This window comes from Actinokineospora auranticolor (assembly GCF_002934265.1).
In the GTDB taxonomy this organism is placed as follows: domain Bacteria; phylum Actinomycetota; class Actinomycetes; order Mycobacteriales; family Pseudonocardiaceae; genus Actinokineospora; species Actinokineospora auranticolor.
Window position 1 is genome coordinate 268,765 of sequence record NZ_PTIX01000002.1, and the last position, 23,290, is coordinate 292,054.

Annotated in this window: 25 protein-coding genes and 1 tRNA gene; 7 read left to right on the forward strand and 19 right to left on the reverse strand. The window is 71.8% G+C overall.

Features of this window, described 5'->3' with window-relative positions:
• Nucleotides 1-3 precede the first annotated feature (3 nt).
• The gene (locus tag CLV40_RS04640) at nt 4-1,977 is read right to left on the reverse strand and encodes a serine/threonine-protein kinase (protein ID WP_104477272.1); all 1,974 of its coding nucleotides are present in this window, start codon (nt 1,975-1,977) and stop codon (nt 4-6) included.
• Nucleotides 1,978-2,233: 256 nt separating this feature from the next.
• On the opposite strand from CLV40_RS04640, the gene CLV40_RS04645 reads away from it, so the two are divergent.
• A complete protein-coding gene (locus CLV40_RS04645; protein ID WP_104477273.1) occupies nt 2,234-2,446 on the forward strand; it encodes a KTSC domain-containing protein in 213 nt (70 codons plus the stop codon).
• A gap of 48 nt (nt 2,447-2,494) precedes the next feature.
• Here CLV40_RS04645 and trxA read toward each other — a convergent pair whose 3' ends face one another.
• Entirely contained in the window at nt 2,495-2,869 is a 375-nt protein-coding gene (trxA, locus tag CLV40_RS04650; RefSeq protein WP_104477275.1) for a thioredoxin, read from the reverse strand.
• Between the two features lie 78 nt (nt 2,870-2,947).
• Nucleotides 2,948-3,541 (reverse strand): TetR/AcrR family transcriptional regulator, encoded by a 594-nt coding sequence (locus tag CLV40_RS04655; protein ID WP_245931064.1) that lies wholly within the window; start codon nt 3,539-3,541, stop codon nt 2,948-2,950.
• A gap of 107 nt (nt 3,542-3,648) precedes the next feature.
• Between CLV40_RS04655 and CLV40_RS04660 the strand changes: the two genes are divergently transcribed.
• Nucleotides 3,649-4,215: a TIGR03086 family metal-binding protein gene (locus CLV40_RS04660; RefSeq protein ID WP_181043327.1), complete on the forward strand. Its 567-nt coding sequence runs from the start codon at nt 3,649-3,651 to the stop codon at nt 4,213-4,215.
• Here CLV40_RS04660 and CLV40_RS04665 read toward each other — a convergent pair.
• The 6 genes from CLV40_RS04665 to CLV40_RS04690 all read right to left on the reverse strand — a co-directional run bounded on the left by CLV40_RS04665 (nt 4,172) and on the right by CLV40_RS04690 (nt 10,157).
• Entirely contained in the window at nt 4,172-5,011 is an 840-nt protein-coding gene (locus CLV40_RS04665) for a putative RNA methyltransferase (protein WP_104477279.1), read from the reverse strand. The genes CLV40_RS04660 and CLV40_RS04665 overlap by 44 nt on opposite strands.
• 1 nt (nt 5,012) lies before the next feature.
• A complete protein-coding gene (locus CLV40_RS04670) occupies nt 5,013-6,374 on the reverse strand; it encodes a dihydrolipoyl dehydrogenase family protein (RefSeq protein ID WP_342752246.1) in 1,362 nt (453 codons plus the stop codon).
• A gap of 26 nt (nt 6,375-6,400) precedes the next feature.
• The gene (locus CLV40_RS04675; RefSeq protein WP_245931066.1) at nt 6,401-7,573 is read right to left on the reverse strand and encodes a glycosyltransferase 87 family protein; all 1,173 of its coding nucleotides are present in this window, start codon (nt 7,571-7,573) and stop codon (nt 6,401-6,403) included.
• A 23-nt stretch (nt 7,574-7,596) separates the two neighbouring features.
• Nucleotides 7,597-8,502, reverse strand: a complete 906-nt coding sequence (locus CLV40_RS04680; RefSeq protein ID WP_245931068.1) for a M48 family metalloprotease — start codon at nt 8,500-8,502, stop codon at nt 7,597-7,599.
• An 82-nt stretch (nt 8,503-8,584) separates the two neighbouring features.
• Entirely contained in the window at nt 8,585-9,442 is an 858-nt protein-coding gene (locus CLV40_RS04685; protein WP_104477283.1) for a hypothetical protein, read from the reverse strand.
• A 7-nt stretch (nt 9,443-9,449) separates the two neighbouring features.
• Nucleotides 9,450-10,157, reverse strand: coding sequence for a glycerophosphodiester phosphodiesterase family protein (locus CLV40_RS04690; RefSeq protein ID WP_245931071.1), 708 nt, complete (start codon nt 10,155-10,157; stop codon nt 9,450-9,452).
• Between the two features lie 94 nt (nt 10,158-10,251).
• On the opposite strand from CLV40_RS04690, the gene CLV40_RS04695 reads away from it, so the two are divergent.
• Nucleotides 10,252-11,034 carry a maleylpyruvate isomerase family mycothiol-dependent enzyme gene (locus CLV40_RS04695; RefSeq protein ID WP_104477285.1) on the forward strand — a complete coding sequence of 261 codons (783 nt, stop codon included), beginning with the start codon at nt 10,252-10,254 and terminating at the stop codon, nt 11,032-11,034.
• A gap of 597 nt (nt 11,035-11,631) precedes the next feature.
• Here CLV40_RS04695 and CLV40_RS04700 read toward each other — a convergent pair.
• The 5 genes from CLV40_RS04700 to CLV40_RS04720 all read right to left on the reverse strand — a co-directional run bounded on the left by CLV40_RS04700 (nt 11,632) and on the right by CLV40_RS04720 (nt 15,481).
• Nucleotides 11,632-11,704 (reverse strand) — tRNA-Ala (locus CLV40_RS04700).
• A gap of 58 nt (nt 11,705-11,762) precedes the next feature.
• Nucleotides 11,763-12,470, reverse strand: a complete 708-nt coding sequence (gene sepX, locus CLV40_RS04705; protein ID WP_104477287.1) for a divisome protein SepX/GlpR — start codon at nt 12,468-12,470, stop codon at nt 11,763-11,765.
• A gap of 178 nt (nt 12,471-12,648) precedes the next feature.
• Nucleotides 12,649-13,302 carry a GNAT family N-acetyltransferase gene (locus CLV40_RS04710; RefSeq protein WP_181043328.1) on the reverse strand — a complete coding sequence of 218 codons (654 nt, stop codon included), beginning with the start codon at nt 13,300-13,302 and terminating at the stop codon, nt 12,649-12,651.
• Between the two features lie 3 nt (nt 13,303-13,305).
• Nucleotides 13,306-14,529: a molybdotransferase-like divisome protein Glp gene (gene glp, locus CLV40_RS04715; RefSeq protein ID WP_104477289.1), complete on the reverse strand. Its 1,224-nt coding sequence runs from the start codon at nt 14,527-14,529 to the stop codon at nt 13,306-13,308.
• A 64-nt stretch (nt 14,530-14,593) separates the two neighbouring features.
• Nucleotides 14,594-15,481: a UTP--glucose-1-phosphate uridylyltransferase gene (locus CLV40_RS04720; RefSeq protein WP_104477291.1), complete on the reverse strand. Its 888-nt coding sequence runs from the start codon at nt 15,479-15,481 to the stop codon at nt 14,594-14,596.
• A gap of 24 nt (nt 15,482-15,505) precedes the next feature.
• On the opposite strand from CLV40_RS04720, the gene CLV40_RS04725 reads away from it, so the two are divergent.
• From CLV40_RS04725 to CLV40_RS04735, 3 genes are all read left to right on the forward strand, one after another.
• Nucleotides 15,506-16,114, forward strand: a complete 609-nt coding sequence (locus CLV40_RS04725; protein WP_104477294.1) for a 5-formyltetrahydrofolate cyclo-ligase — start codon at nt 15,506-15,508, stop codon at nt 16,112-16,114.
• Between the two features lie 115 nt (nt 16,115-16,229).
• The gene (locus CLV40_RS04730; RefSeq protein WP_104477296.1) at nt 16,230-16,562 is read left to right on the forward strand and encodes an FmdB family zinc ribbon protein; all 333 of its coding nucleotides are present in this window, start codon (nt 16,230-16,232) and stop codon (nt 16,560-16,562) included.
• 108 nt (nt 16,563-16,670) lie between these two features.
• Nucleotides 16,671-17,243, forward strand: coding sequence for an SAF domain-containing protein (locus CLV40_RS04735; RefSeq protein WP_181043329.1), 573 nt, complete (start codon nt 16,671-16,673; stop codon nt 17,241-17,243).
• 61 nt (nt 17,244-17,304) lie between these two features.
• Here the strand turns inward: CLV40_RS04735 and mscL are convergent, their stop codons facing one another.
• A complete protein-coding gene (mscL, locus tag CLV40_RS04740) occupies nt 17,305-17,706 on the reverse strand; it encodes a large-conductance mechanosensitive channel protein MscL (protein ID WP_104477300.1) in 402 nt (133 codons plus the stop codon).
• Between the two features lie 991 nt (nt 17,707-18,697).
• Between mscL and CLV40_RS04745 the strand changes: the two genes are divergently transcribed.
• Nucleotides 18,698-19,567 (forward strand): AraC family transcriptional regulator, encoded by an 870-nt coding sequence (locus CLV40_RS04745; protein WP_104477302.1) that lies wholly within the window; start codon nt 18,698-18,700, stop codon nt 19,565-19,567.
• 72 nt (nt 19,568-19,639) lie between these two features.
• On the opposite strand, the gene CLV40_RS37785 is transcribed toward CLV40_RS04745, so the two are convergent.
• The 4 genes from CLV40_RS37785 to CLV40_RS04760 form a co-directional block, all read right to left on the reverse strand.
• Entirely contained in the window at nt 19,640-19,810 is a 171-nt protein-coding gene (locus CLV40_RS37785; protein WP_181043330.1) for a hypothetical protein, read from the reverse strand.
• Nucleotides 19,800-20,300 carry a MogA/MoaB family molybdenum cofactor biosynthesis protein gene (locus CLV40_RS04750; RefSeq protein ID WP_104477303.1) on the reverse strand — a complete coding sequence of 167 codons (501 nt, stop codon included), beginning with the start codon at nt 20,298-20,300 and terminating at the stop codon, nt 19,800-19,802. The genes CLV40_RS37785 and CLV40_RS04750 overlap by 11 nt, the downstream gene beginning before the upstream one ends.
• A 420-nt stretch (nt 20,301-20,720) precedes the next feature.
• A complete protein-coding gene (locus tag CLV40_RS04755) occupies nt 20,721-21,032 on the reverse strand; it encodes a hypothetical protein (RefSeq protein WP_104477305.1) in 312 nt (103 codons plus the stop codon).
• 924 nt (nt 21,033-21,956) lie between these two features.
• Nucleotides 21,957-23,123, reverse strand: coding sequence for a S1C family serine protease (locus CLV40_RS04760; RefSeq protein ID WP_104477307.1), 1,167 nt, complete (start codon nt 23,121-23,123; stop codon nt 21,957-21,959).
• Between the last annotated feature and the right edge of the window lie 167 nt (nt 23,124-23,290).

Below are 23,290 nucleotides of genomic sequence, written 5' to 3' on the forward strand. Positions count from 1 at the left end.
CTCCTAGCGCACGGGGCGGGTGCGGTCTTCGCCCTCGATGTCCTGGCGGCGGACGATCTGGGTGACCGGGCCGGTCTCGGTGTGGCCCTCGCGGGCCAGCCAGTCGCTGAGTTCTCGGCTGACGGCGGCCAGGGTGGGCCGGCGGCCCGGCTCCGGGTCGAGTGCGGCGAGCAACAACCGCCGGTGGGCGCTGCGCTGGGGGAGTTCCGTGAGGGGTTCCGCCTTGGCCGCTGCCATCAGGGCGGCCATGGCGTTCTCGCGGTTGCCGCGCGGCGGCTTGCCGGTCAACGCGTAGCTCACCGTGGCCGCCAGCTGCCAGGCGTCCGAGGCCGGGGTGGCGTTCGCGCCCGCCGCGGTCTCCGACGCCAGGAAGTCCGGGGTGCCGACCATCATGCCCGTCGCCGTCAGGGTCGAGTCGCCCTTCGAGCGGGCGATGCCGAAGTCGATCAGGTGCGCGTTGCCGTCCGGGTCGATGATCACGTTCGACGGCTTCACGTCCCGGTGCAGCACGCCCTTCGCGTGCGCGGCCGACAGCGCCCCCGCCATGGTGATCCACAGCCGGGCCACCGCCACGTCGTCCAGCGCACCGCCGCTGGTGACGCGGTCGGCCAGGGGCTGGCCCTCGATGTACTCCATGACCAGGCCGAGGCCGTCGGGCTCGGAGACGATGTCGTAGACCCGCACGCAGTTCGGGTGGTGCACGGCGGCCAGCGCGCGGCCCTCGCGCAGCATGCGCTCCTCGGTCTCGACGTCCGGCGCGTGCGCCATCTTCACCGCGACCGTGCGGTCGAGCTGGGTGTCCACGGCCAGCCACACCGAGCCGAACCCGCCCTGGCCCAGCACGCGGACCTTGCGGAAGCGGCTGCCCAGCGGCTTGATCGGCGGGGGCGGGGTGGCGCCGCGCGGGGTGAACGGCAGCGGCCCGGGGTCCGCGGCCAGCGCGCCCTCCGGTTCCGGCGCGCGCAGCGTCGGCGACTTGAGCGCGGGCGGCACGAACGGCTTGTCGCCGGTCACCCTCGTGGTGGCGTCCGCCTCCGGCACGTACTTTGGCACCGGGGGCGGCGGCACGTACGGCGGCGGCTTGCGCGGCCCGACCGGCCCCTGCGGCACCGGTGGCTGGACCGGCGGCGGCACCTGCCGCTGCTGCGCCGACATCTGCTGCGGCTGCCGCTGCACCTGCGTCGGCGGGTGCTGCCGGGCACCCTGGTGCGCGGGCTGCGGCTGGTGCTGGGACGGCTGGTGGTGCGCGGGCGGACCGGCGTCCGGCTTCTGGTAGCTGCGCTCGACCACCGACCAGCTCGGCGGCCCGATCACGTACACCGGGATCAACCCGAGCACGCTGATCGGCAGGAACCCGGCCCACAGGTGCGACACGGTGTTCGCCTCGATCGGCAGCACCAGCAGGATCAGCACCACGAACGGGAGCCAGAACAGCCGCGACGGCCACTTCGGACCGCGCCGCAGCGCCGCCCTGGCCTGCAGCATCACGAACAGCAGGCACAGCGCGGGCACCACGACCAGCATGCCGATGCGCAGCAGCAGCATCGGCCAGGACTCGAAGGAGTGGAACAGCACCTCGTAGCCGTTGGCCCGGCCGCCGAGGTAGCTGGCCTGCTGGCCGACCCAGCAGTGCTCCTCGCCGAACGACCGCGTCTCGGCGGCGCTGAGCGTGACCTCGCCGTCACCGGTGAACACGCTGCGGTAGACACCGCCGATGCCGCCGAAGAGCAGCCACGGGAACAGGAAGGCGGTGAGCAGCCCGATCGCGCCGAACACCGAGATGGTGACGGCGTTGAGGGTGTTGCCGGTGACCTTGCGGACCAGCGCGACGGTCACCGTGCCCAACACCGGCAGCAGCGCGATCAGCGCGCCTGCCGTGCTCGTCGCCCACACCCAGTCCCCGGGGCAGATCCCCGGGCCGAAGATGCTGTGCGCGAAGGACAGCAGCGAAGCAGCCAGCTCCAGCACCGCGTCCACCAGCTCCTCTCGTGGTCGGACCGGGGAACGGCGCACTCCCGCGGCACTTCACCGAATAGGACGCGCCCGCGGGTGTCGAGGTTGTGGTGGTCTCGCCCACGCGGCGTCCGGTGGCGACCAGTTTATCGGCGACCGCGGCCCGGTTCGGCTCATCCGGTGGCTGTCGGCGGTATCGGTGGCGATCTGTGCCCCGGATGCCACACAGTTGCGTCCGGACCGGGCAACCCCCGGGGCCGCGAACGTCGGAGGAGGCGCCATGCACCGCAAGCCGGTGGCCTCGTCCAGCGTCGCCGCCGTCGGCTACGACCCGGACCGGCTGATCCTGGAGGTCGAGTTCCACCACGGCGGGGTCTACCAGTACCTGGACATCCCGAAGCGGGTGTACTGGCAGTTCATGTCCGCGCCCAGCCTCGGCGCGTTCCTCAACCAGGAGATCAAGGGCCGCTACCGGGTCCTGGGCGTGGAGTGAACGCGAAAAGGCCCGGCGGGATCCCGCCGGGCCGGTTGCTGGTCCGTGCTACTTCTGCTGCGCGGCCTCGGCCGCGGCCGCCTGGGCCCGGACCTCGTCCATGTCCAGCGCCTTGGCCTGGGTGATCAGGTCGTCCAGCGCGGCGGCGGGCAGCGCGCCCGGCTGGGCGTAGAGCAGCTGGCCGTCGCGCACCACCATCACCGTGGGGATGCTGCGGATCTCGAACACCGCGGCGACCTGCGGCTGCGCCTCCGTGTCGAGCTTGGCGAAGACGACGTCCGGGTGCTTCTCGGACGCGGCCTCGAAGACGGGGGCGAACTGCCTGCACGGCCCGCACCAGGACGCCCAGAAGTCGACCAGGACGGTGCCGCCTCGGGCGACCACCTCGTCGAAGTTGTCGGCGGTCAGCTCGACCGTTGCCACAGGGCCTCCTCGATCCAGTGCGCGAGAGCTACAGCCGTCCCAACGCGGGACGACCCCCGAACATTCCCCGCGCGCCCACTACACCCCCAACCGGTGGCGGACGCCGGTCTCGGCGCGCGTGTAGGGCGTGTCGTCGCGGGTGGTCAGGCTCTCCTCGTTCGCCGCCCGCCCCAGCGCGTTGACCTCGAAGACCAGTTGGTCGACGTCGGTGTCCGCCGGAAGTTGACCGTCGGCCACGGCGTCGGCGGCCACCGCGACCAGCAGGCCCGCCCACTGCCGGTTCCGCGCGACGACGAGGTCGCGCACCCGCCCGTCGCGGGCGTCGAACTCGGCGCTCACGGCGGAGAAGAAGCAGCCCCCGGGGAAGACCCGCTCGCGGGAGAAGCGCATCCACAACTCGAACAGCGCCATCAGCCGCGGCACGCCCCGCGGCGCGCGAAGGCCGGGCCGCACGACCTGGTCGATGAAGACCTGGGTGGCAAACTCGACGGTGGCGAGCTGCAACTCCTCCTTGGAGCCGAAGTGCGCGAAGACGCCGCTCTTGCTGAACCCGAGCTCGCCCGCGAGCCTGCCCACGGTCAGCCCCTCCAGCCCGTCGACGGTGGCGATGTCCACCGCGCGGGCGAGGGTCGCGCGGCGGGTCTCCTCACCGCGGGCAAGTCGTCCGTCCACGGACCAAATCTAGGCGACGCGCCCGGGTTCCCCCGACACCTGGACGCCGGGCACCGAGGTCTGGAACTATTTGACCGAACGTTCGTATAAAAATCGGGAGGACAACCGTGGACCTCAGGGAGCTGGACCGCCGGGCCGTCGCCGCGACGGGCGCGATCATCGACGGGCTGACCGACGAGCAGTTGGACGCCGAGACGCCGTGCACGCGCTGGGCCGTGCGGGACGTCGTCCAGCACATGGTCGACAACCACCGCACCGCGCTGGACACCTTCGGCGACGGCGCGCCCGAGCCCGGCGCGGACGTCCGGACCGAGTGGCGCCGGACCGCGGCCGCGGTGGTGGACCTGTTCGCCGACGACGCCGTGCTGGCCGCGTCCTACGAGGTGGTCGGCCGGTCCACCAACGGCCGGACGGCGCTGTCGCTGCACTTCGGCGACACCCTGGTGCACGGCTGGGACATCGGCACCGCCGTCGGCCTGCACGTGCGCATCGACGACGACCTCGCCGAGGCGATGCTGGCCGGGATCGCCCGCTGGCCCAAGACAGCGCAGGTCTGGGGCCCGGACGGGTTCTTCGCCCGGCAGCTGCCGGTGGCCGAGGGCGCCACGCCGACGGAGCGGCTGCTGGCCGCTACCGGGCGGGACGCGGCGTGGACACCGGCTGGTAGGTCGTGACCGACACCGAACCGGTCACCCGGACCGGCTCGGGCAGCGCGGCCACCCGCGCGGCGATGGTGTCCCGGTCGGCGTGGAAGGCGCTCGGGCCCATCCCGACCAGGGCGGCGGCGTCGGCGTGCGCCAGGGCCATCTCGAACTCGCAGGTCCGCGTGACCTCGGGGGTGAAGTAGGGCGCCAGCTTGGCGTCCACCTGGTCCCGCTTGCCCGCCCCGACGGTCAGCATGTCCACAGTGGACACCAACTCGGCGAGGTGGCCCGCGGTCGGGGCCACCACCACGAGCCTGCCGTCGGGGTGCAGGACCCGGTGCAACTCGGCCGGGTTGCGGGGGGCGAACACGTTGAGCACCAGGCCCGCCGCGCCCGACCGGATCGGCAGCGGCCGCCACACGTCGGCGAGCACCGCGCCGATCCGGGGGTGGGCGCGGGCGGCGCGGCGCAGCGCGGGTTTGGACGCGTCCACGGCGATGCCCGCGCGGTCGTGCGCGGACAGCACCTCGGCGAGGTAGTGCCCGATGCCCGCGCCCACGTCGACGACGCAGCCCGGCCCGGGCGGCACCAGGCACAGCTCCCACTCGATGAGGGCGTAGTGCCCGGCGCCGAGGAACGCCGCGCGGGCGTCGGCCATCTCGGCGGTGTCCCCGGTGAACGCGGTGGCCTCGCGCAGCAGGCTGACGTAGCCCTGGCGCGCGATGTCGAACGTGTGCCGGTTCGGGCAGCGCAAGGAGTTGCCGGACAGGTCCAGATCGCTACCGCAGTGTGGACAGACCAGGTACGGCAAGACGTCGGTGAGCACCCTATGAGCGCAGATCCGTAAGAGCGGACTCGATGGCGCGATGGAAAGTCGGGTACGCGTAGATCATCCCGCGCAACTCGTCCACGGGCACCTGCGCGTGGACGGCGACAACCAGCGCACTGAGCACCTCACCGCCCGTGGGACCCGCCGAGGTCGCACCGATCAGGACACCGCGGTCGGCGTCCTCGACCACCTTGATCAGACCGTGCGCCTTGTGCAGGAAACCCCGTGTGGACGACGAAAGATCCGTAGTACCGGTGCGGACGTTGAGGCCCTGTTCGCGCGCAGCGGCCTCGGTTAGGCCTACCGAGCCGATTTCCGGGTCGGTGAACGTCACGCGCGGAATAGCGCGGTAGACGGCACCGGGGTGCTCTTCGCCGAGGATGTCCGCAGCGGCGATGGCCGCCTGGTACATCGACATGTGCGTGAAGGCGCCCTTGCCGGTGATGTCCCCGATGGCCCACAGGCCGTCGGTAACGCGCATGTGCTCGTCGACGTTCACACCGCGCGCGGACTCGTTCAGGCCGTACGCACCGACGCCGAGCGCGGCCATGTCCGACTTGCGACCGGCGGCTACCAGGACCTGCGCGGCCACGACCGGTTCGCCGCCCTCGATCTCGAGGGTGAACCTCTCGCCGTCGTGCGCGGCGGAGGTGATCTTGACCCCGGTCCGGACCCGGATGCCCTCCGCGGTGAACCGCTCGGCCAGCAGCGCGCTCGCCTCGGGCTCGTCCAGCGGGAGCAGGCGGTCGTTGGACTGCAACAGCGTGACCTGGGCGCCGAAGCGGGCGAAGACCTGGGTGAACTCGCACCCCACGGGTCCACCGCCGATGACGGCCAGCGACTCGGGCACCGCGGTCGCGCGGACCGCGTCCCGGTTCGTCCACACGGGAGTGTCGGCCAGGCCCGGGACCGGCGGGATGGCCGGGTCGGTGCCGGGGTTGAGCACGATGCCCTTGCGCGCCCGCACGACCCGGTCGCCGACCGCGAGCACCCCGGGCTCGACGATCCGGGCCGCCCCGCGCAGGACCTGGACGCCCGCCGCGGTCAGCCGGTCGACGGCGACCTGGTCGTTCCAGTCGTCGGTGATCTCCGCGCGCACCCGGGCGGCGACCTTGCCCCAGTCCGGGCGCACGTCGGCGGTGCCCGCGAACTCCGGCACCCACCGGGCCTCGGCCAGCGCGTCGGCGGCCCGGATCATCGCCTTGGTCGGCACGCACGCGTAGTACGGGCACTCGCCGCCGACCAGCCGCGACTCGATGGCCGCCACCGCCAGGCCCGCCCCGCCGAGCCGGGTGGCCAGCGCCTCGCCACCGGGTCCGGTCCCGACGACCGCGACGTCCACCACCAGTTCGTCCGCCACCCGCACCAGCTCCTCGTCTCGCCCGGTCAGCCCGGGAGGCCCGCGCCCACCTCAGCACGGCCGGTCCGACCGCGCACGGCCAGTATCGCGATGACCACCGCGGCCGCGAACCCCGCCAGCACGTACGCGTTGCCCAGCAGCCCGTCGCCCAGGGTCCACCGCAGCTCGCTCTTGGCGCCGCTGGGCACGATCGGGAACTGCCAGCCGGTGAACACCGCGACCAGGGCCGCCAACGCCCACCAGCGGGCGTGCGCGATCAGGTACCCGGCGAGCGGGACGATCCACACCCAGTGGTGGGTCCACGACACCGGGCTCACCAGCAGCCCCGCGAACGCGCTCACCAGCAGCGCGCCGAGGTCGTCGCCCGCCCGGTGCAGGCGGTGCGTGAGCCAGGCCGCGGCGGCCAGCAGGACCAGGGCGGACACGCCGTAGAGGACCAGCGCGGCGCGGCCCTCACCGGTCAACCGCTGGAAGATCCCGTTGAGGGACTGGTTGCCGATCCAGGAGTTGGTGGCGGCGTCGTTGCCGTCGAACAGGGCCTCGGTCCAGAACCGGCCGGTGTCACCGGGCAGCAGGAGCGCGGCGACCAGGTTCAGGCAGGCGAACGCGGCCAGCGCGCGGGCCGCGTCGGCCCAGCGGCGGGTGAGCACCAGGTGCCCGACGAAGATCAGCGGCGTCAGCTTGATGGCCGCAGCGGTGCCGATGAGCAGCCCGGCGCCCTTGCGCCCCCGCAGCAGCAGCACGTCCGCGGCGACCATCGTCATCAGGATCACGTTCACCTGACCGAGGCCGATCGAGCGCCAGATCGGCTCCAGCAGCAGCGTCGCGGTCAGCAGCGCGCCGATCGGCCACGCGCCGCGGTACCGCTCCGGCAGGCTCTCCCGCAGCACGAGCCCCAGCCCCAGCGCGGACAGCACGGCCAGCAGGCCCCAGCCGAGCTGCGACGGCAGCGCGGCCAGCGGCAGGAACAGCACCGCGGCGATCGGCGGGTAGGTGAACGGCAGCGCGGGCGCCCAGCTCTCGCCGGTGGTCAGCGGCGAGTAGAGCGAATCGCCGTGCAGCAGGGTCAACGCCCCCGCGCGGTAGACCGCGCTGTCGACACCGATCCCGTGGCCCGCTACCCAGGCCGCGACCGCCAAGCACGCGAAGACCAGCGCCATGACGACCGCGGCGGGCGGCACCCGCCGCACAACCCCCATGTGGCCAGCCTAGTGGCGCGGGATCAGCGGGCGGTCCGCAATCGGCGGATTCGGTCGGCCGTGGCCGGGTGGCTGGCGAGCATCCTGGCGCGCAGCGGCCTGCGGCCCCCGCGCTCGGCGGAGAGCCACGCGGAGAGCACGTCGACCAGCGCGGGCCCGTAGCCGAGACGGGCCGCGGTCGCGTCCGCCCGGTACTCCCCGAGCCTGCTCGACCAGGCCATCAACGGGTTGAGCAGCGGCATCAGCAGCAGCCACGGGTTGAGCACGACCAACCCGAACAGCAGGACCAGGGCCAGCAGCACCGAGGCCAGCACCCCGGAGGCGCTGCCGAAGCGCCCGAACACGTCACCGACCCACAGCACCGCCCGCACCGCCAGCCCGACCAGCAGGATCGACCCGCGCGCGGGCAGCTCGTACCACCAGGCCAGCAGCGACACCCGCGAGTGGCCGGACAGGTGGTGGCCCAGTTCGTGGGCCAGGATCGCCTCCAGGGCGCGGGGCGGCAGCTCCAGTGCGCGACCGGTCACCGCGACCGTGCGCCCGCCCGCGGCGAACGCGTTCAGCTCCCGCGACTGGTCCACCCACAGCGTGAACCGCGCCGGGTCGACACCCGCCGCCGCGCACACCTGCGCCCACAGCGGCGCCATCCGGTCGAGTTCGTGCCGGGTGGGGCGGCGCATGTCGAACATGGCCCGGGCCAGCGCCTGCTCCACGGAGGGCACGAAGGTCAGCGCGCCGGAGAGCAGCCAGACCACCAGCACCGCGCCCACCGCGACGTTGTTGCCCGGCCAGATCAGGGTGGCCACCACGGCGAGCACGACGAGGCTGCTGACCAGCGCCGGGAGGGCGAACAGCACCCCCATCACCGCCGAGGCGTCCGGCCGCGTCCGGCGGGTCGGCCGACCGCTCGGGATCCACCGCTGCTCCACCGCACCCCCAGGGAAGATCGACGTCCGGCCCAGACTGGCCACCCGGTGCCCGGCTGTCCAGCGGGCGCCGCAAATCCGCTCGCTACCGGTGCTTGCGGGTGGGTTTGGCGTGGTTGACCAGGGTGGCCAGGAGGGTGACCAATCCGCTTTCGGGGCGGGCCAGTGAGCGCGGCGGACCGTCGCCGTCGGTGTCGCCGCTGTTGACCCAGTAGACGTGCCCGTCGCCGACGACCCGGCGGGTGACCAGCGGCACCTCGGGGTCGCCGTCCCAGCAGTAGAGGAAGTCGACGTCGCGGTGCCAGGTGCCGACCACGACCTCGTTGTCGCTGAGGTCGAGGGACTCGGGCAGGTCGGCCAGCAGGTCGGCGTACTCGCAGGCGCGCGGACCGGAGTCCACCCGGGTGTAGCGGATGGGGGCGTCGGACCGCTCGAACTTGTCGAGGCTGCACCCGGCGAGCTTCTGCAGCCGCTCGTTGCGGCTGCGGCGCCAGATGACGTCGTGGCCCAGGACCAGGCAGCCGCCACCGCGCACGTAGTGGGCCAGGCGCTTCTGCAGCCGCTCGCGTTCGCGGGGGCGGGAGCTGAGCTGGGTGACGTCGGTGATGAGCAGCACGATCCCCGCGATGGGCCGGGAGAACGGCCACCGGGCGAGGTCGCCACCGTCGCGCACCACGGACACCTTGGTGCGCGTGCCCGCCTCGGTCATCTCGGCCTGCAGGCGCTTGGCCAGGGCGTTGCTGGTGTGGAGTTCGTCGTCGCAGTCGGTGTAGAGCAGGACGGTGTCGGCGCGCCAGAGCCTGCGGGTGCGGACCCGCCCGGCCCGGCCGCCGCGGATGAGGCGGGTGTAGACGTCGAAGCCGAACACCCGGGCGATGAAGACGATGAAGACGGCAACGAGGTTGACCCCGACCTCGTCGACGTAATTGGCGAGTTCGGACACGCTCCCCCTAGGGCTGGATGTGTTCGAAGATCGGCGCCGCCCGCTGCGCCCGCGCGACGGCCAGGTGTTCGGGTGTGCGCACCGTCCACACCAACAGCGGCACCCGCAGCACCCACCGCCAGAACGCGACAACGGGATTGGGCAACGCCCCGACCTCGTAGGCCAGGAAATCGGGCCGGGAAACCGCGTTGAGCACCATGCCGCGCAACAAAACCCGGCGCGACCACGGCATCCGCTCCCCCCGGAACGACCCGGACAACTGCCCCCGCACCACAGCCGGGGCATGCGTCTTCAGCCACAGCACGATACGTGGATCGAAGGACTGGACGGCCACCTCACCGCCGTACCGACCGATTTCCGCCACAACGCCTGCCCCGATCCGCCCCACCGGATTCCCCGCCTTCACCTCCACCAAGACGGGGACCCGCCCAGCCACCAACTCGAAAACCTCCCGCAACAACGGAACCCGCTCCCCAGTCCCCCCCAACCGCAACTCCGCGAGCTCCCCCACCCCAACATCCCGAACGACCACATCCCGCCCCGTCATCCGCAACGCGTTGGCGTCGTGGAAGACGACCACCTGCCCATCCCCGGTCAGGTGCACATCCAGCTCGATCGCGTATCCCTTGGCCGCAGCCGCCTCGAACGCGGCCAAGCTGTTCTCCGGTACCCCGTCGCCGTGCAGTCCTCGGTGCGCGACCACACCGGATGTCAACCACTGACCTCGCACCCCGACCTCCAACCACGTCGAGAAGACCACCTGGTCTCCGTCTTACCCCCGTCACCCTGACCGAGGAACGGAACCCCGCATGTCCCTCTCCCACGACACCTACGCCAACGAGATCCTGGCCCAAACCAAGGCCCTGACCGCAACCATCGCCGACGCCGACCTCACCACCCCGGTCCCTTCCTGCCCAGGCTGGACCCTCAACCACCTGCTCCGCCACATCGGCCACGGCCACCGCTGGGCCGCCGAGATCATCGACACCCGCGCCACCACCCCACCCCCCGACACCGCCCTACGCGACCTGACCCACCACACCAACGAAACCCCGGATTCCCTCACCCCCTGGCTACAAGAAGGCGCCACCCTCCTCTCCACCGCCCTCACAACCACCCCCACCGCCCAGATCTGGACTCCCCTGGTCCCCATCAGTTCCCCCGCCGACGCCCTGTTCTTCTACGCCCGCCGCTTCACCCACGAAACCCTCATCCACCGCGCAGACGCCACCCTCGCCCTAGGCAAGCACTTCACCGCCGCCCCCGAAGTAACCCAAGACGCCCTGGAGGAATGGCTGGTCCTAACCACCCTCCCCCAACTCTTCACCATCCACCCCGAACGCAAAGCACTCCTAGCCCCCAACCGCACCCTCCACTTGCAAACCCCCACCACCACCTACGAAATCAACTTCACCGGCCCCACCCTCACCCACACCACCAACCCCACAACAAGCACCCCCACAGCCACCATCACGGCCCCCGCCCTCGACCTGCTCCTCCACCTCTACCAACGCTCCACCACCACCTCCGTCACCCAATCCGGCGACCAAACCTTCCTAACAACCTGGAAAACCCACTCCACCTTCGGCTAACCCCACCCCACCAAACCCATCTCTCCACCACTCACAAAAAACAACAAGGCGGGTGCTCAACACAAGCACCCGCCTACCTACCAACGGTTTACGCTCCCCACGAACATGATCTGCGACGTATGGCGCGAATCGTGCCGTGGGCGCCCAGGGCCAGGGTGCCCCCAGTACCAGTCAGGTCGGCCACCTACCAACACTCGCCGGCCTGGCGGGCCCATTTCCGTCGATGGTGCGCCCGGGCGGTCGGCGAACGCAGAGGCCCGCTCTGAGGCAGGCGAACGCGCAAGCACCGTCGAAGAAGCCCCCGGGGAGCTGCTTCCACTGCGCTGCCGTACGGCAAGGTCAGACCTGCTGAGGTCTTACTCAAACCTTGCCCCACCCGACGCAACCACTACCGGGGTCCGGGGTCGCACCCCATAAAGAACAACAGGCGATCGACCGTGGACCTGCCAGGGCCTTACTCAAGCCCGGTCCCACCCAACGCAACCATGGTCGGGGGTTCGGGGGCTCGCCCCCGAGCGGGGTTTGGGGGTTGCACCCCCAATGTGATCGCGGAACGCAAATGGTCCGCGCCCTTCGCGGACACGGACCACCTATGCGTGGAGCTGAGGGGAATCGAACCCCTGACCTTCTCGATGCGAACGAGACGCGCTACCAACTGCGCTACAGCCCCTTGGTTGTTGCTCGGAGAGCTTAGCAGTGCCCTCCGAGTGGGCTGCAAACCGGGGTCCTCATTCGCCGACCGCCCGGCGGTAGGTCGGGGCCGTGGGTTCGCCGAGTTCGTCGAACCAGGGGTCTTCGTCGTCGAGTTCCACGACGACGGCGCCCGGGTGGACGACCCGTGCGGGCATGGTGGTGACGCGCTCGCGGCGCTGGTGGGCCTCGTCCTCGTCCTCCACCGGGCGGGCGTGGGAGCGACGGGGGGCGGCGTTGTAGCGGGCGACGCGGCGTTCGCGGATCTCCTCTTCTATCCGCACCTGGCGGCGCAGGTAGGTCAGGTAGGCGACCAGGGTCACGTCGACGATGCCGTGCACCCACCACAGCAGGGGCATCACCAGGCCCGCCGCCACGCCGGTGGCGACGGCGGCGACGATCATCAGCAGCACGATCCGCTGGCGGAAGGCGTACTTGGTGCGGGCGGCGTGGGCCGCGGCCTCGGGGTCGAAGCCGCCGCGGCCGGGGCGGTAGCGCCGGGGGGCGTCCGTCTCCGGCTCTTCCTCGACGCCGGAGTCCACACCGTCGGTTTCGCGCACGGCGAACTCCTCCCGGACGTGCTCCGGCTCCTCGTCGGCGTCGGGAGCGCTACCGCTGCGGACCACGCGGGCGGCGAGGGCGGAGTCGGCCGTCTTGGCGATCTCCTGCCGCTTGCGCACGACCATCGGAACGAGGACGACGAGCCAGGCCACCACCAGCCCGACCACGATCAACGAGCTCGGCATGTCCCGTCACCTCCCCCTGCTCCGACTCCCTCGACGTGCTTCGTTCGCCACGTTAGTCACAACAGTCACACCAGTGGCGGAGGCGCGCCGACTCAGGCCACCCGTTCGGGTAGTTCGCTTGTGGACCTTTCCCCGTAACGGGGGTGATCAAACTTCACTTCGGCAAAACGTGAACGCCTTACACCAAGCTGGCTTTCCCACCCGCCACGAGCCGGTTCACCAGCCCGGTTGGAATGTCCTCTGTGGTCAGGGCGAGGCACAGGTGGTCGCGCCAGCCCCCCGCCACGTCGAGGTAGCGGCGGAACAGGCCCTCCTGGCGGAACCCCAGCTTGCCCAGCACCGCCAGGCTGGCCGCGTTCTCGGGCCGCACGGTCGCCTCGACGCGGTGCAGCCCGGCGTCCACGAAGCAGTGGTCCACGGCCAACGCGGTGGCCGCCGTGGCCACCCCGCCGCCCGCCGCGTCGGCGGCCACCCAGTAGCCGACCCACGCCGAGCACAGCGAGCCGCGCACCACGTTCCCGACCGTCACCTGCCCCACCAGCCGCCCGTCCAGGGTGATCACGAACGGCAGCGTGGCCCCGCGCCGGGCCAGCGCGCGCAGCGTGGACCACTGGCCGAGCCAGGCCGACGGGGAGTTGCGCTCGCCCCACGCGCCGGGCGCGGCGGGTTCCCAGTTCTCCAGGTACGCGCGGTCGCGCAGCCGGACGCGGCTCCACGCGCGCGCGTCGAACAGCCGGGGTACACGCAGTTCCACCACGCCCGCGGGCACCGCCAGCGGCCCGAGCCGGGTGGGCCAACCGGGATGCCGCCCAGCGGGTCGCGGTGTGCTCACGGCCTAGCCGCGCTGCGCGAGGAAACTGACCCGCACCTGCTCGCCGACCGAGACGTCGGTGGTCTCCTCGTCGATGAGCAGCAGGCAGTTGGCCTCGGCCAGCGACGCCAGCAGGTGCGAGCCGGACATCCCCAGCGGCTGCACCAGGTACTCGCCGTTGTGCTCGTCGCGCAGCAGCTGGCCGCGCAGGAAACCGCGGCGGGCCTTGGTGGAGCTGATCGGCGACAGCAGCCGCGCGTTGACCACCCGCCGGTGCGGGTTGCGCTTGCCCTGGGCGGCCCGGATGAGCGGGCGCACCATGACCTCGAAGACCACCAGCGCGCTCATCGGGTTGCTGGGCAGCAGGAACGTGGGCACCGCGTCGGGGCCGAGCCTGCCGAAGCCCTGCACCGAACCGGGGTGCATGGCGACCCGGGTGAGGTCGAGGTCGCCGAGGTCGCCGATGGCCGAGCGGACCTCCTGCGACAGCTCGCCGCCGACCCCGCCCGAGATCACCAGGACCTCCGAGAGCAGCAGCCTGCTCTCCACGATCTCGCGCAGCCTGCGGGTGTCGGTGGCGACGATCCCGACCCGGCTGACCTCGGCGCCCGCGTCGCGCGCGGCGGCGGCGAGCGCGTAGGAGTTCACGTCGTAGATCTGGCCCTCGCCGGGCGTGCGGTCGATGTCGACCAGCTCGTCGCCGATGGAGATCACCGAGACCCGGGGCCGCGGGTAGACCAGCACCTTGGACCGGCCGACGGCGGCGAGCAGGCCGACCTGGGCGGACCCGATGACGGAGCCGCGGCGCACGGCCACGTCACCGGTCTGCACGTCCTCGCCGGTGCGGCGCACGTAGCCCGCCGACGGCACGGGCTGGTTGACCGTGACCCGCGCGTGGTGCCCGTCGGTGAACCCGAGGGGCACCACGGCGTCGGCCAGGGTGGGCAGGGGCGCGCCGGTGGCCACGCGCACCGCCTGCCCCGGCTGGAGCCTGCGGGGTTGGCGGGAGCCGGAGGCGATCTCGCCGACCACCGGGAGCACGACCGGCTCCACCCCGGCGGCCTGGGTGTCGACGCTGCGCACCGCGTAGCCGTCGACCGCGGCCTGGTCGAACCCCGGCAGCGCGCGCTCGGCCACCACCTCCTCGGCGCAGAGCAGGCCCTGCGCCTCGGCGATGGCCACGCGCACCGGGGCAGGCCGGACCGCGGCCGCCAGTGCCCTGGCGAGTTGCTCGTCGACTGACCTCATCCGCCTGTCCTCTTGTCCCGCGCCCGCTGTCCCGGCGCCTGTTGTCCCTGTGCCTCGCGCGCGCCTAGTCGGCGACGCGGTCGCGCAGCCACGCGCGCAGGCCCGGCCCATACTCCGGATGGTCGAGTGCGAAGTCCACGGCGGCACGCAGGAAGCCCCCGGGATTTCCCAGGTCATGGCGGCCGCCGCGGTGCACCACCACGTGCACGGGGTGCCCCTCGGAGATCAGCAGCGCGATGGCGTCGGTGAGCTGCAGCTCGCCGCCCGCGCCCGGGGTGATCCGCTTGAGGGCGTCGAAGATCGCCCGGTCGAGCAGGTAGCGGCCCGCGGCGGCGAAGGTGGACGGGGCCTGGTCGGCCGGTGGCTTCTCCACCATGCCGTTGACCTTCTTGACGTCGTCCTCGCCGATCTCCTCGACGTCGAAGACGCCGTAGGCGGAGACCTCTTCGAGGGGGACGTCGACGGCGCAGAGCACCGAGCCGCCCTTCTCCGCGCGCACCTGGGCCATCCGGGCGAGTACGCCGGTGGGCAGGACCAGGTCGTCGGGGAGCAGGACGGCGACGGCCTCGTCCTCGGGCCGCAGGTTGGGCTCGGCGCAGCCGACGGCGTGCCCGAGGCCGAGCGCCTCCTCCTGGATGGCGGTCTCGGCGGCCAGCAGGCCCGGGGCCCGGCGGACCTTGTCGAGCAGGGCGGTCTTGCCCCGCGCTTCCAGCGTCTTCTCCAGCTCCGGGCGGGGCTGGAAGTACTGGGCGACGGCCTCCTTGCCCGGCGACGTCACGATGATGAGGCGGGTGGCACCGGCCTCGGCGGCCTCGGCGGCCACGTATTCGATACCGGGGGTGTCGACCACCGGCAGCAGTTCTTTGGGGACCGCCTTGGTGGTGGGGAGGAATCGGGTGCCCAGACCGGCCGCGGGCACGATGGCGGCGGTGAATGCGGTCGACGCGCTCATGGACACGCAGCCTAACCTCGTGGTGTGGCCGGGCATGGGAGTGATCTCGATGCGACTCGCGCGTGGAGCAAGGACCAGTGGCGGCGGGCGCTGCTCGCCGAGCGCAGGCGGGTCCCGGCCAGCACCCGCTTCGCCGAGGCGATCCAGCTCACGACCCAGCTGACCAGCGGAAAGGTGGTCGGCCGGGGGCAGACGCTGTGCGCGTACGTGCCCATCGGATCGGAACCCGGCTCGGTCCAGATGCTTGATGAGGTAGCCGATCACGGGGTGCGGATACTGCTCCCGATCGTGGCGGGGGCCGGCCCGCTGGACTGGGCGTGGTATGACGGCAGGGAGTACCTGCGACCCGGCCCGTTCGGGCTGCTTCAGCCGATCGGGGAGCGGCTGGGCGAGGCGGCGTTACGGATCGCCGATGTGGTCCTGGTGCCCGCCCTGGCCGTGGACCGCAATGGCACCCGATTGGGTCGAGGCGCGGGGTACTACGACCGATCGCTGTCGATCGCGGCGCCAGGAACGCCGCTGGTGGCGGTGGTGCGGGACGCGGAACTGTTCGACGCGCTGCCCGCGGAACCGCACGACGTGACGGTCTCCGGGGTGCTGACCCCGGGGCGGGGGTTGCTCCGCTTTCGCTGACCTCTGCCGATTGTGATGTCGTGCGGGAACATTTGCGCTCCGTACCGGCGTTGCCGCAGAATCGGTTAGCACTCATTCACATCGAGTGCCAGGTCGCGAAGAGGAGCTCAGCCCAGTGCCCACGTACCAGTACGCCTGTACGGCATGCGCGCACCGGTTCGAGGCGGTGCAGTCGTTCTCCGACGCCGCGCTCACCGAGTGCCCGGAGTGCGCAGGCCGCCTCCGCAAGCTCTACGGCTCCGTCGGTGTCGTGTTCAAGGGCAGCGGCTTCTACCGCAACGACAGCCGCTCGAACACCAAGGGCACCTCGTCGACCACGCCGTCCACCAGCGCGTCGACGTCGTCCACCGACTCGTCCTCGACCCCGGCTTCCCCGTCGACCTCGACTCCGTCGACGCCCTCGGCGCCCGCCAAGTCGGACTCCGGGACGACCGCCAAGGCCTCCTGAGTTATCCACATAGGGCTGAGTAGTCCACAGGCCCAACACGAGCGCTTCCGGGCACCGGATCTCCCTTTACGGTCGAGTCACCACAAGACTCAAGACCCGGGAGGTCCGGTGCCCGAACTCGTTCCCACCCTGCTGCGCGCCACCACGGTGCGGCGCGTCCTGGCCGCGTTGCTGCTGGTCGCCGCCGTGGTCGTCGCGGCCCGGCCGTCGACGGAGATCGACCTGGTGGTCGCCGCGCGCGCCCTGCCGCCAGGCGTCGCGTTGGCGGACGGCGACGTCGTCATGATCAAAGGACCGCCGTCGCTGCGGTCGCTGACCAGCCCGGCGCAGGCCCGCGGCCGCGTGCCGACCGGTCCGATCGGCGCGGGCGAGCCGATCACGGAGCTGCGGCTGTTCGGGCCGGAGACGACCGCGGCGGCCGCGGGTCCGGACGCGGCGGTGGTGCCGGTCCGGGTGGCCGAGCCGGGCGTGGTCGCCCTGCTGCGGCCGGGGGCGCGGGTGGACGTGCTGGCGGCGGGCAAGGACGTCCACCACCCCGCTGTGCTGGCCCGGGACGCGTCGGTGGTGTCGGTGCGGCCGGGCGCCGAGGGGGACTTGGCGCTGCTGGCGCTGCCGCGCGAGGCGGCGACCGAAGTCGCCGCCGCCGCTTTGACGCGGGCGGTCGCACTCACACTTCGCTGAGCGCGCCCGCGTCCTATTTCCGATGGCATTTCCCGATCGGGGCGGAATCACCCCGGCCCGGTCAGCTCTTCTGCTGCTGCTGGCGGAGCAGGTCGCGGATTTCGATGAGGAGTTCGACGTCCGTCGGCTGCGCCGGACCGGGCTCCTCGCCGCGCTTGCGGCGTTCCTGGATGTGCTTCACCGGCAGGATGATCAGGAAGTAGATGATCGCCGCGACGATGACGAAGTTGATGGTCGCGTTGATCACCGCCCCGAAGTCCAGGAAGGTGTTCTCCTTGCTGCCGATGATCCGGAACCCGAGACCGTCGGCGGCGTGCGTGCCGCCCGCGGAGTTGATCAGTGGTTTGACCAAGCCGTCGGTGAACGAGGTGACGATGGTGGTGAAGGCGGCGCCGATGATCACGGCGACGGAGAGGTCAATGACGTTCCCGCGCATCAGGAAGTCTTTGAAGCCCTTCAGCACTTTCGCACTCCTATCTCGGTGGGACGGTTCAGACGCCCGGGTGGCTGGGCTGCGGGGAGCGTAGCCGCTACCCCGAAGCACCCCGATCCGCCCAAGGGGTGACCGCGGTTGACCTCGAGGTCGCGGCTCACGGGCTCCTCGACCGCGGGCGTCCTCGCCCACTACGGCGCCAGGCGACCCTGGGGAACGGCGTCGACGGCCGAGCTGGGGCAGGCTCTCACCGCCTGCCGATCGCGGGCTCGGCGAGGTGGGACCGGACATGCCGGAAGCCGCGTCGGACTCCGCGTGCGCAGGTCGGGCGGTACCGGGTTCGACGTGCTCGGGTGGGGTGACAAACGGACTCGGTGTGATCAGGTTCGGTGGGCATGCGCCGGCTGGGTCAGCCGAGGCTGGGCCGGGCGCCCCCAGGTCGGGCGCCGTCGAGCTGGGAGTGGACGGCTTTGGCGGGCCGGAGCGGGGGGCTGGTCGGGTTGGGCCATCTCGAGCCGGGCGTCGGCGGGTTCGGTGTGGACGGTCCAGGACTCGGGCTGTTGGTCACCTGGACCGGGACACCGACCTGATCATGCGCCAGGCCAGGCCGCTGCTCGGTGGATCGCGTCCTCGGCGCACGAGGTGACTGTTCGTCGAACCGGCAGGTCGCCTGGTCGCAGCCGACGGCGGCTACCAGGGCAACCCCACGGCGTGGTCATGCCCGTCGGCACGCCCTGCTCGACCGGCGGGAAGACCACAACGCCGTCCATCGCGCCCACACGCTGCTGCGTCGAACACGCCCTCACCCGCTTGGAGAATTGGCAAATACCGCGCGACTATCGCGGCGGGCATCGCCTTCTTGCTCAACTTCACCACCACCGGCTGTACAGCAACCACCGGGCAGACCCGCAAGATCAGTTACGAGACAGCACCCTGGCACGGGAGCCGATCGAATCGGTTCTCAGCGGTCGGGCGCGGTCGGGGCGTGCTCCACGAGGGTTGTGGGGCGAAGGGAGACCACGTGATCGCGGCACTCAACCGGCTGGTCGACCTGGTCGAGGAGCACCTCACCGCGGAGTTCGACATCGGCGGGACGGCCAGGGCGCTCGGCACGACCGAGTACCACCTGCGCCGGATGTTCTCGTCGCTGCCGGGCATGCCGCTGTCGGAGTACGTGCGGCGGCGGCGCATGACCGTCGCCGCGGGCGAGGTCGTGCGGGGTGAGCGAGACCTGCTGGCCATCGCCGTCCGGTACGGCTACGGCTCGACCGAGGCGTTCGGGCGCGCGTTCCGGGCGGTGCACGGCGCGAGCCCCGGCGAGGTCCGCCGCGCCGGGGGTCCCCCTCGCGCACAACCGCAGGTCAGGTTCCGCCTGACCGTCGAAGGGAGCACACCCATGGACACCCGCATCGTCGAGCGGTCCGCGTTCCGGCTCATCGGGCACGCGGCCCGCGTCCCGCTCGTGCACCAGGGCACCAACCCGCACATCGAGCGGCACATCGCCGCGCTACCGGAGGAGGCACACGTTCGGCTGAAAGCTCTCGCGGGCGGTGAACCGGGCGGGTTGTTGCAGGTCTGCGACGACCTCGACCCCGACAGCGCCGAGGGCAGCGAGTTGACCTACCTGCACGGGGTCGCCGTCTCCCCGGACACGCCCGCGCCCGACGACCTCGACGCCATCGAGGTGCCCGCGGGCACGTGGGCGGTCTTCCGCACCGAGGGGCCGCACCCCCAGGCGTTGCAGACGGCCTGGGCCACGACGGCGACCGAGTGGTTCCCCGCCAACCCGTGGCGGCTGCGGGCGGGCCCGTCGATCGTCGCGGTCTTGGCGCGGACGACCGACTTCCGCACCGCGACCTGCGAGCTGTGGCTGCCGGTCGAGGCCGGGTGACGGGCCGGTGAAACGCGTTCGCCCGGTCGGTACCGAGGTACCGACCGGGCGAACAGGAACGGGTAAGACGGGTCAGCCGCCGTGGTGCGGGGGGCGGTTGGACAGGTACCAGTCGTCCGGGTTCGGGGTTTCCGGGTTCCGCAGCTGCTCGTCGCGGGTGATCTCCGGCAGCACGTCGCCGAAGATCTCGTCCAGGTTCGGGCGCTTCTTCTCCGGTTCCGGCTCGCGCGGGTCAGTTGCCATCGAGACCGGACAGTTCGCCGATGACGTAGGGGACCAGCGCCGAGAGGGTGGCCATGCCGTCGCGGACGGCGGCGCGGGAGCCCGCCAGGTTCACCACGAGGGTGCTGCCCGACACGCCCACCAGGCCGCGCGAGATGCCCGCGTCGACGGCGGCCGCGGCCAGGCCGGAGGAGCGGATGGCCTCGGCGATGCCGGGGATGGGGCGGTCCAGCACGCCCTGGGTGGCGTCGGGGGTGACGTCGCGCGGGGACACGCCGGTGCCGCCGACGGTGATCACCAGGTCGGCGCCGCCGATGACCGCGGTGTTGAGCGCGTTGCGGATGGCGACGGTCTCGCCGACCACGGACACGATGCCGTCGACGATGAAGCCCGCCTCCTCCAGCAGCTCGGTCACCAGCGGACCCACGGTGTCCTCGTGCTCCCGGTGCGCGACCCGGTCGTCCACAATCACGATGAGGGCCCTGCCGAGCCGCTGCACGCTGCGTTCCATGCTGTCACCGTAGCCGTACGGGCCGGGGTGGGCCGCTGGAGGTGGAGGCCGTCACAGCGCGCCCGCGGTGGCCGCCGCGGGTGCGCGGTCGGTGGGAATCCGCCGGGAATCACCTCTCGAAACCGCCATCCGGCGTAAACGCTCCCCCATTCCGACGACACGCCGGAGCGCGGGTACGTCAACACGCGTGGACAATGCGGGCGAAACGGTCCGCTTCTCGGAGGGAATCGCCGAAGCGGCGCGAGTGGACGGTCACTGTGGACACGGGAATCGCCCAGCCGGATTGGCCCGACAACTGAGCGAACGTCGAATACCGTCGCCCACCTGGCAATTCACCGGCAAATGCACGAAGTCGAGCGCACGTCACTTTTCCCGGCCACCCACCCGGCGCCCCCGCCCGACGCACCCGCACGTGAACCCTCAGGCGAACCCGAGGGACAGCAGGAAGGTGAAGTACAGCCCGATGGCCAGCATGGCGGTCCTGGTCAGCACCACGCGCTCGGCGCGCAGGGCGTACTCCAGGCAGATCGCCCCCAGCACCACCCAGACGGCGGGATGCGCCCAGCGGACCAGGAACTCGTGGAACGCGGCCAGCCCCACGGGCGCCCGGACGGTAAGCACGGTCGCGTGCAGGACGGCCACACCCAGGCACAGCACCGCGGCCGCCACCCCGAGCGGCAGCCGGATCGGCCCGCTGAGGGTGTCGCGCAGTCGGCGCAGCGGCGAGGACATGCCCCCATTGTCAGGGCAGCGACCCGCTCCGCGCTCGCCACCCCCGCCTTCTCCGGGCGGACTCCCCCAGGTCAGAGCCCACCTCGGCCGTCCCGGTAGGACTCCACAACAAGAGTTTGACTGTCCACGGCGCGATGGACCGGACCACCTGGTCGCGCTCCCAAAGTCCACAGTGGAGAATCGGGAAAGTCTCCGACCAGCGACGAAAGATCATCGGAGCCGGATCTGCATGTTGCATTCCGAAAGCAGGGCAACCACCTCGGGGAAACCGGGACGGGGTGTCCGCACCGGACAACACAAACCGATCACATTTCCGCGACACCGCCCTTCCGGCCCCGAAATCAGCCCTTCGCGGGCAACGAACCCCCTCCGGATCGCCCTTCCCCGGCGCCGGACCGAACGGTCGCCGACCACCGACCTTCAGGCGGAGTTGAGAAACACTTGGGCGACGTCCGCATGTCGTACACCTACCCCGTCGCCCATTCACACCGCGTTCGCCGGAGTTCACACTCGTTCGCCAGGTGGGCACCACCTGGCGAACAGGGCGAGGCCCCGCCAGCGGACAATCGCGGAAACCCCCGAACCGGAGGCGGACCGACGCACTTCTCCCGGAAGTCCTGCCCCGAGCTTTGAGCACAGCTGTTGGCGGCGCCCTACCGGATGAGCGAACCGGACAACGCGATCCGGGCCGCGCACACCGTCGCACGGATCGTCACGGGCCGTTGGGAAGCAGAGTCCGCGGCCCGGGTCGGCTCCGGTTCGGCACTGCCGCAAAGCATTGGAGCCGCACCTACCGGATGAGGGGATTTCCGGTGGTGCGGCTCCAGTAGCGGGAGCTCCCTGGGGGTAGAGCTCCGGCTCACCGGTTCGGGGGCAACTCGAACCGGGGTTGGTCTCGGGCGCGGGGCGCCCGAGCGTTCGGGGTTACTGCGGTTCCACGGTCTGGCCGCCGAGGGTGGCCTGGACCGTGCGGTTGTCGCTGAGGGTCAGCGTGACCTTGTCGCCGGGGGACTTCGAGCGGACCGCGGCGACCAGCGCGTCCGAGCTGTCGATGCGGCGATCGTCCAACTTGGTCACCACGTCGCCCGCCTTGAGTCCCGCGCCCTGGCCCGCACCGCCCGCGACGACGTCCGCGATCAGCGCGCCGCCGTCCTGGTTGTCGCGGACCGAGACGCCGAGCACGGTCTGGGTGGCCTTGCCGGTCTTGACGATCTCGTCCGCGGTGCGGCGGGCCTGGTCGATCGGGATGGCGAAGCCGATGCCGACCGAGCCGCCCTGGCCGGTGGCGCCGGTCTGCGGGCTGTAGATCGCCGAGTTGATCCCGATGACCTGGCCCTGCGTGTTGACCAGCGGGCCGCCGGAGTTGCCCGGGTTGATCGCCGCGTCGGTCTGGATGGCGTCCATGACCGTCGCCTGGCTGCCGGACTCGCCGCCCGCCCGGGTGGGCCGCTGCAGCGACGACACGATGCCGGAGGTGACCGTGCCGGACAGCTCGTACGGCGAGCCGATGGCCACGACCGCCTGGCCGACCCGCAGGTCGTCCGAGCGGCCGAGCTCGGACACCGTGAGCTTGTCCACGCCCTGCGCCTTGACCACCGCGACGTCCGACGTCGGGTCGCGGCCGACGATGGTGGCCGGGGCGGTGCGCCCGTCCTGGAACACCGCCTTGATCTGGCCGCCGCCGCCCGCCGCCTCCTCGATGACGTGGTTGTTGGTGATGATCAGGCCGTCGGCGCTGATCACGAAGCCGGACCCCTCCCCTGCGGAGGACCGGCCGCGCACCTGCAACTGCACCACCGTGGGCAACACCTTCTGCGCCACGGCCTCCACCGAGCCCGCGGGCGCGGCGGCGGCCTGCTTGGCGGGCGCGGGGGTGTCGAGCGCGGTGACCGAACTCGACTTCGTGTCGGCCGCGACGTACCCGCCCAGGGCACCGGCGGCGCCACCCACGACCAGCGCCAGCACCGTCATGCCCACGAGCATCCCGGTGCCCCGCCGCGACTCCCCGCGCGGCTGCGGCACCTGGTGTTGTCCCGGGTACGGCCCGGCGGGGAGGCCGTAGCCCTGCCCGCCCGCCGGACCGTGATTCACCCTGTCCCCGGGGTGCCACTCCTGCCGCGCCCATGAAGCTGTCCCGTGCTCCGCGGGCCGCGCCTGCCAGGAGGTTCCCGACCACGCCGGGGATCCCTGGACCGCCTGGTCCGAGGCGCCTGCCCGCGCCTGGGACCCGGCCGTTCCGGGCTGGGCGGAGTCTCCGG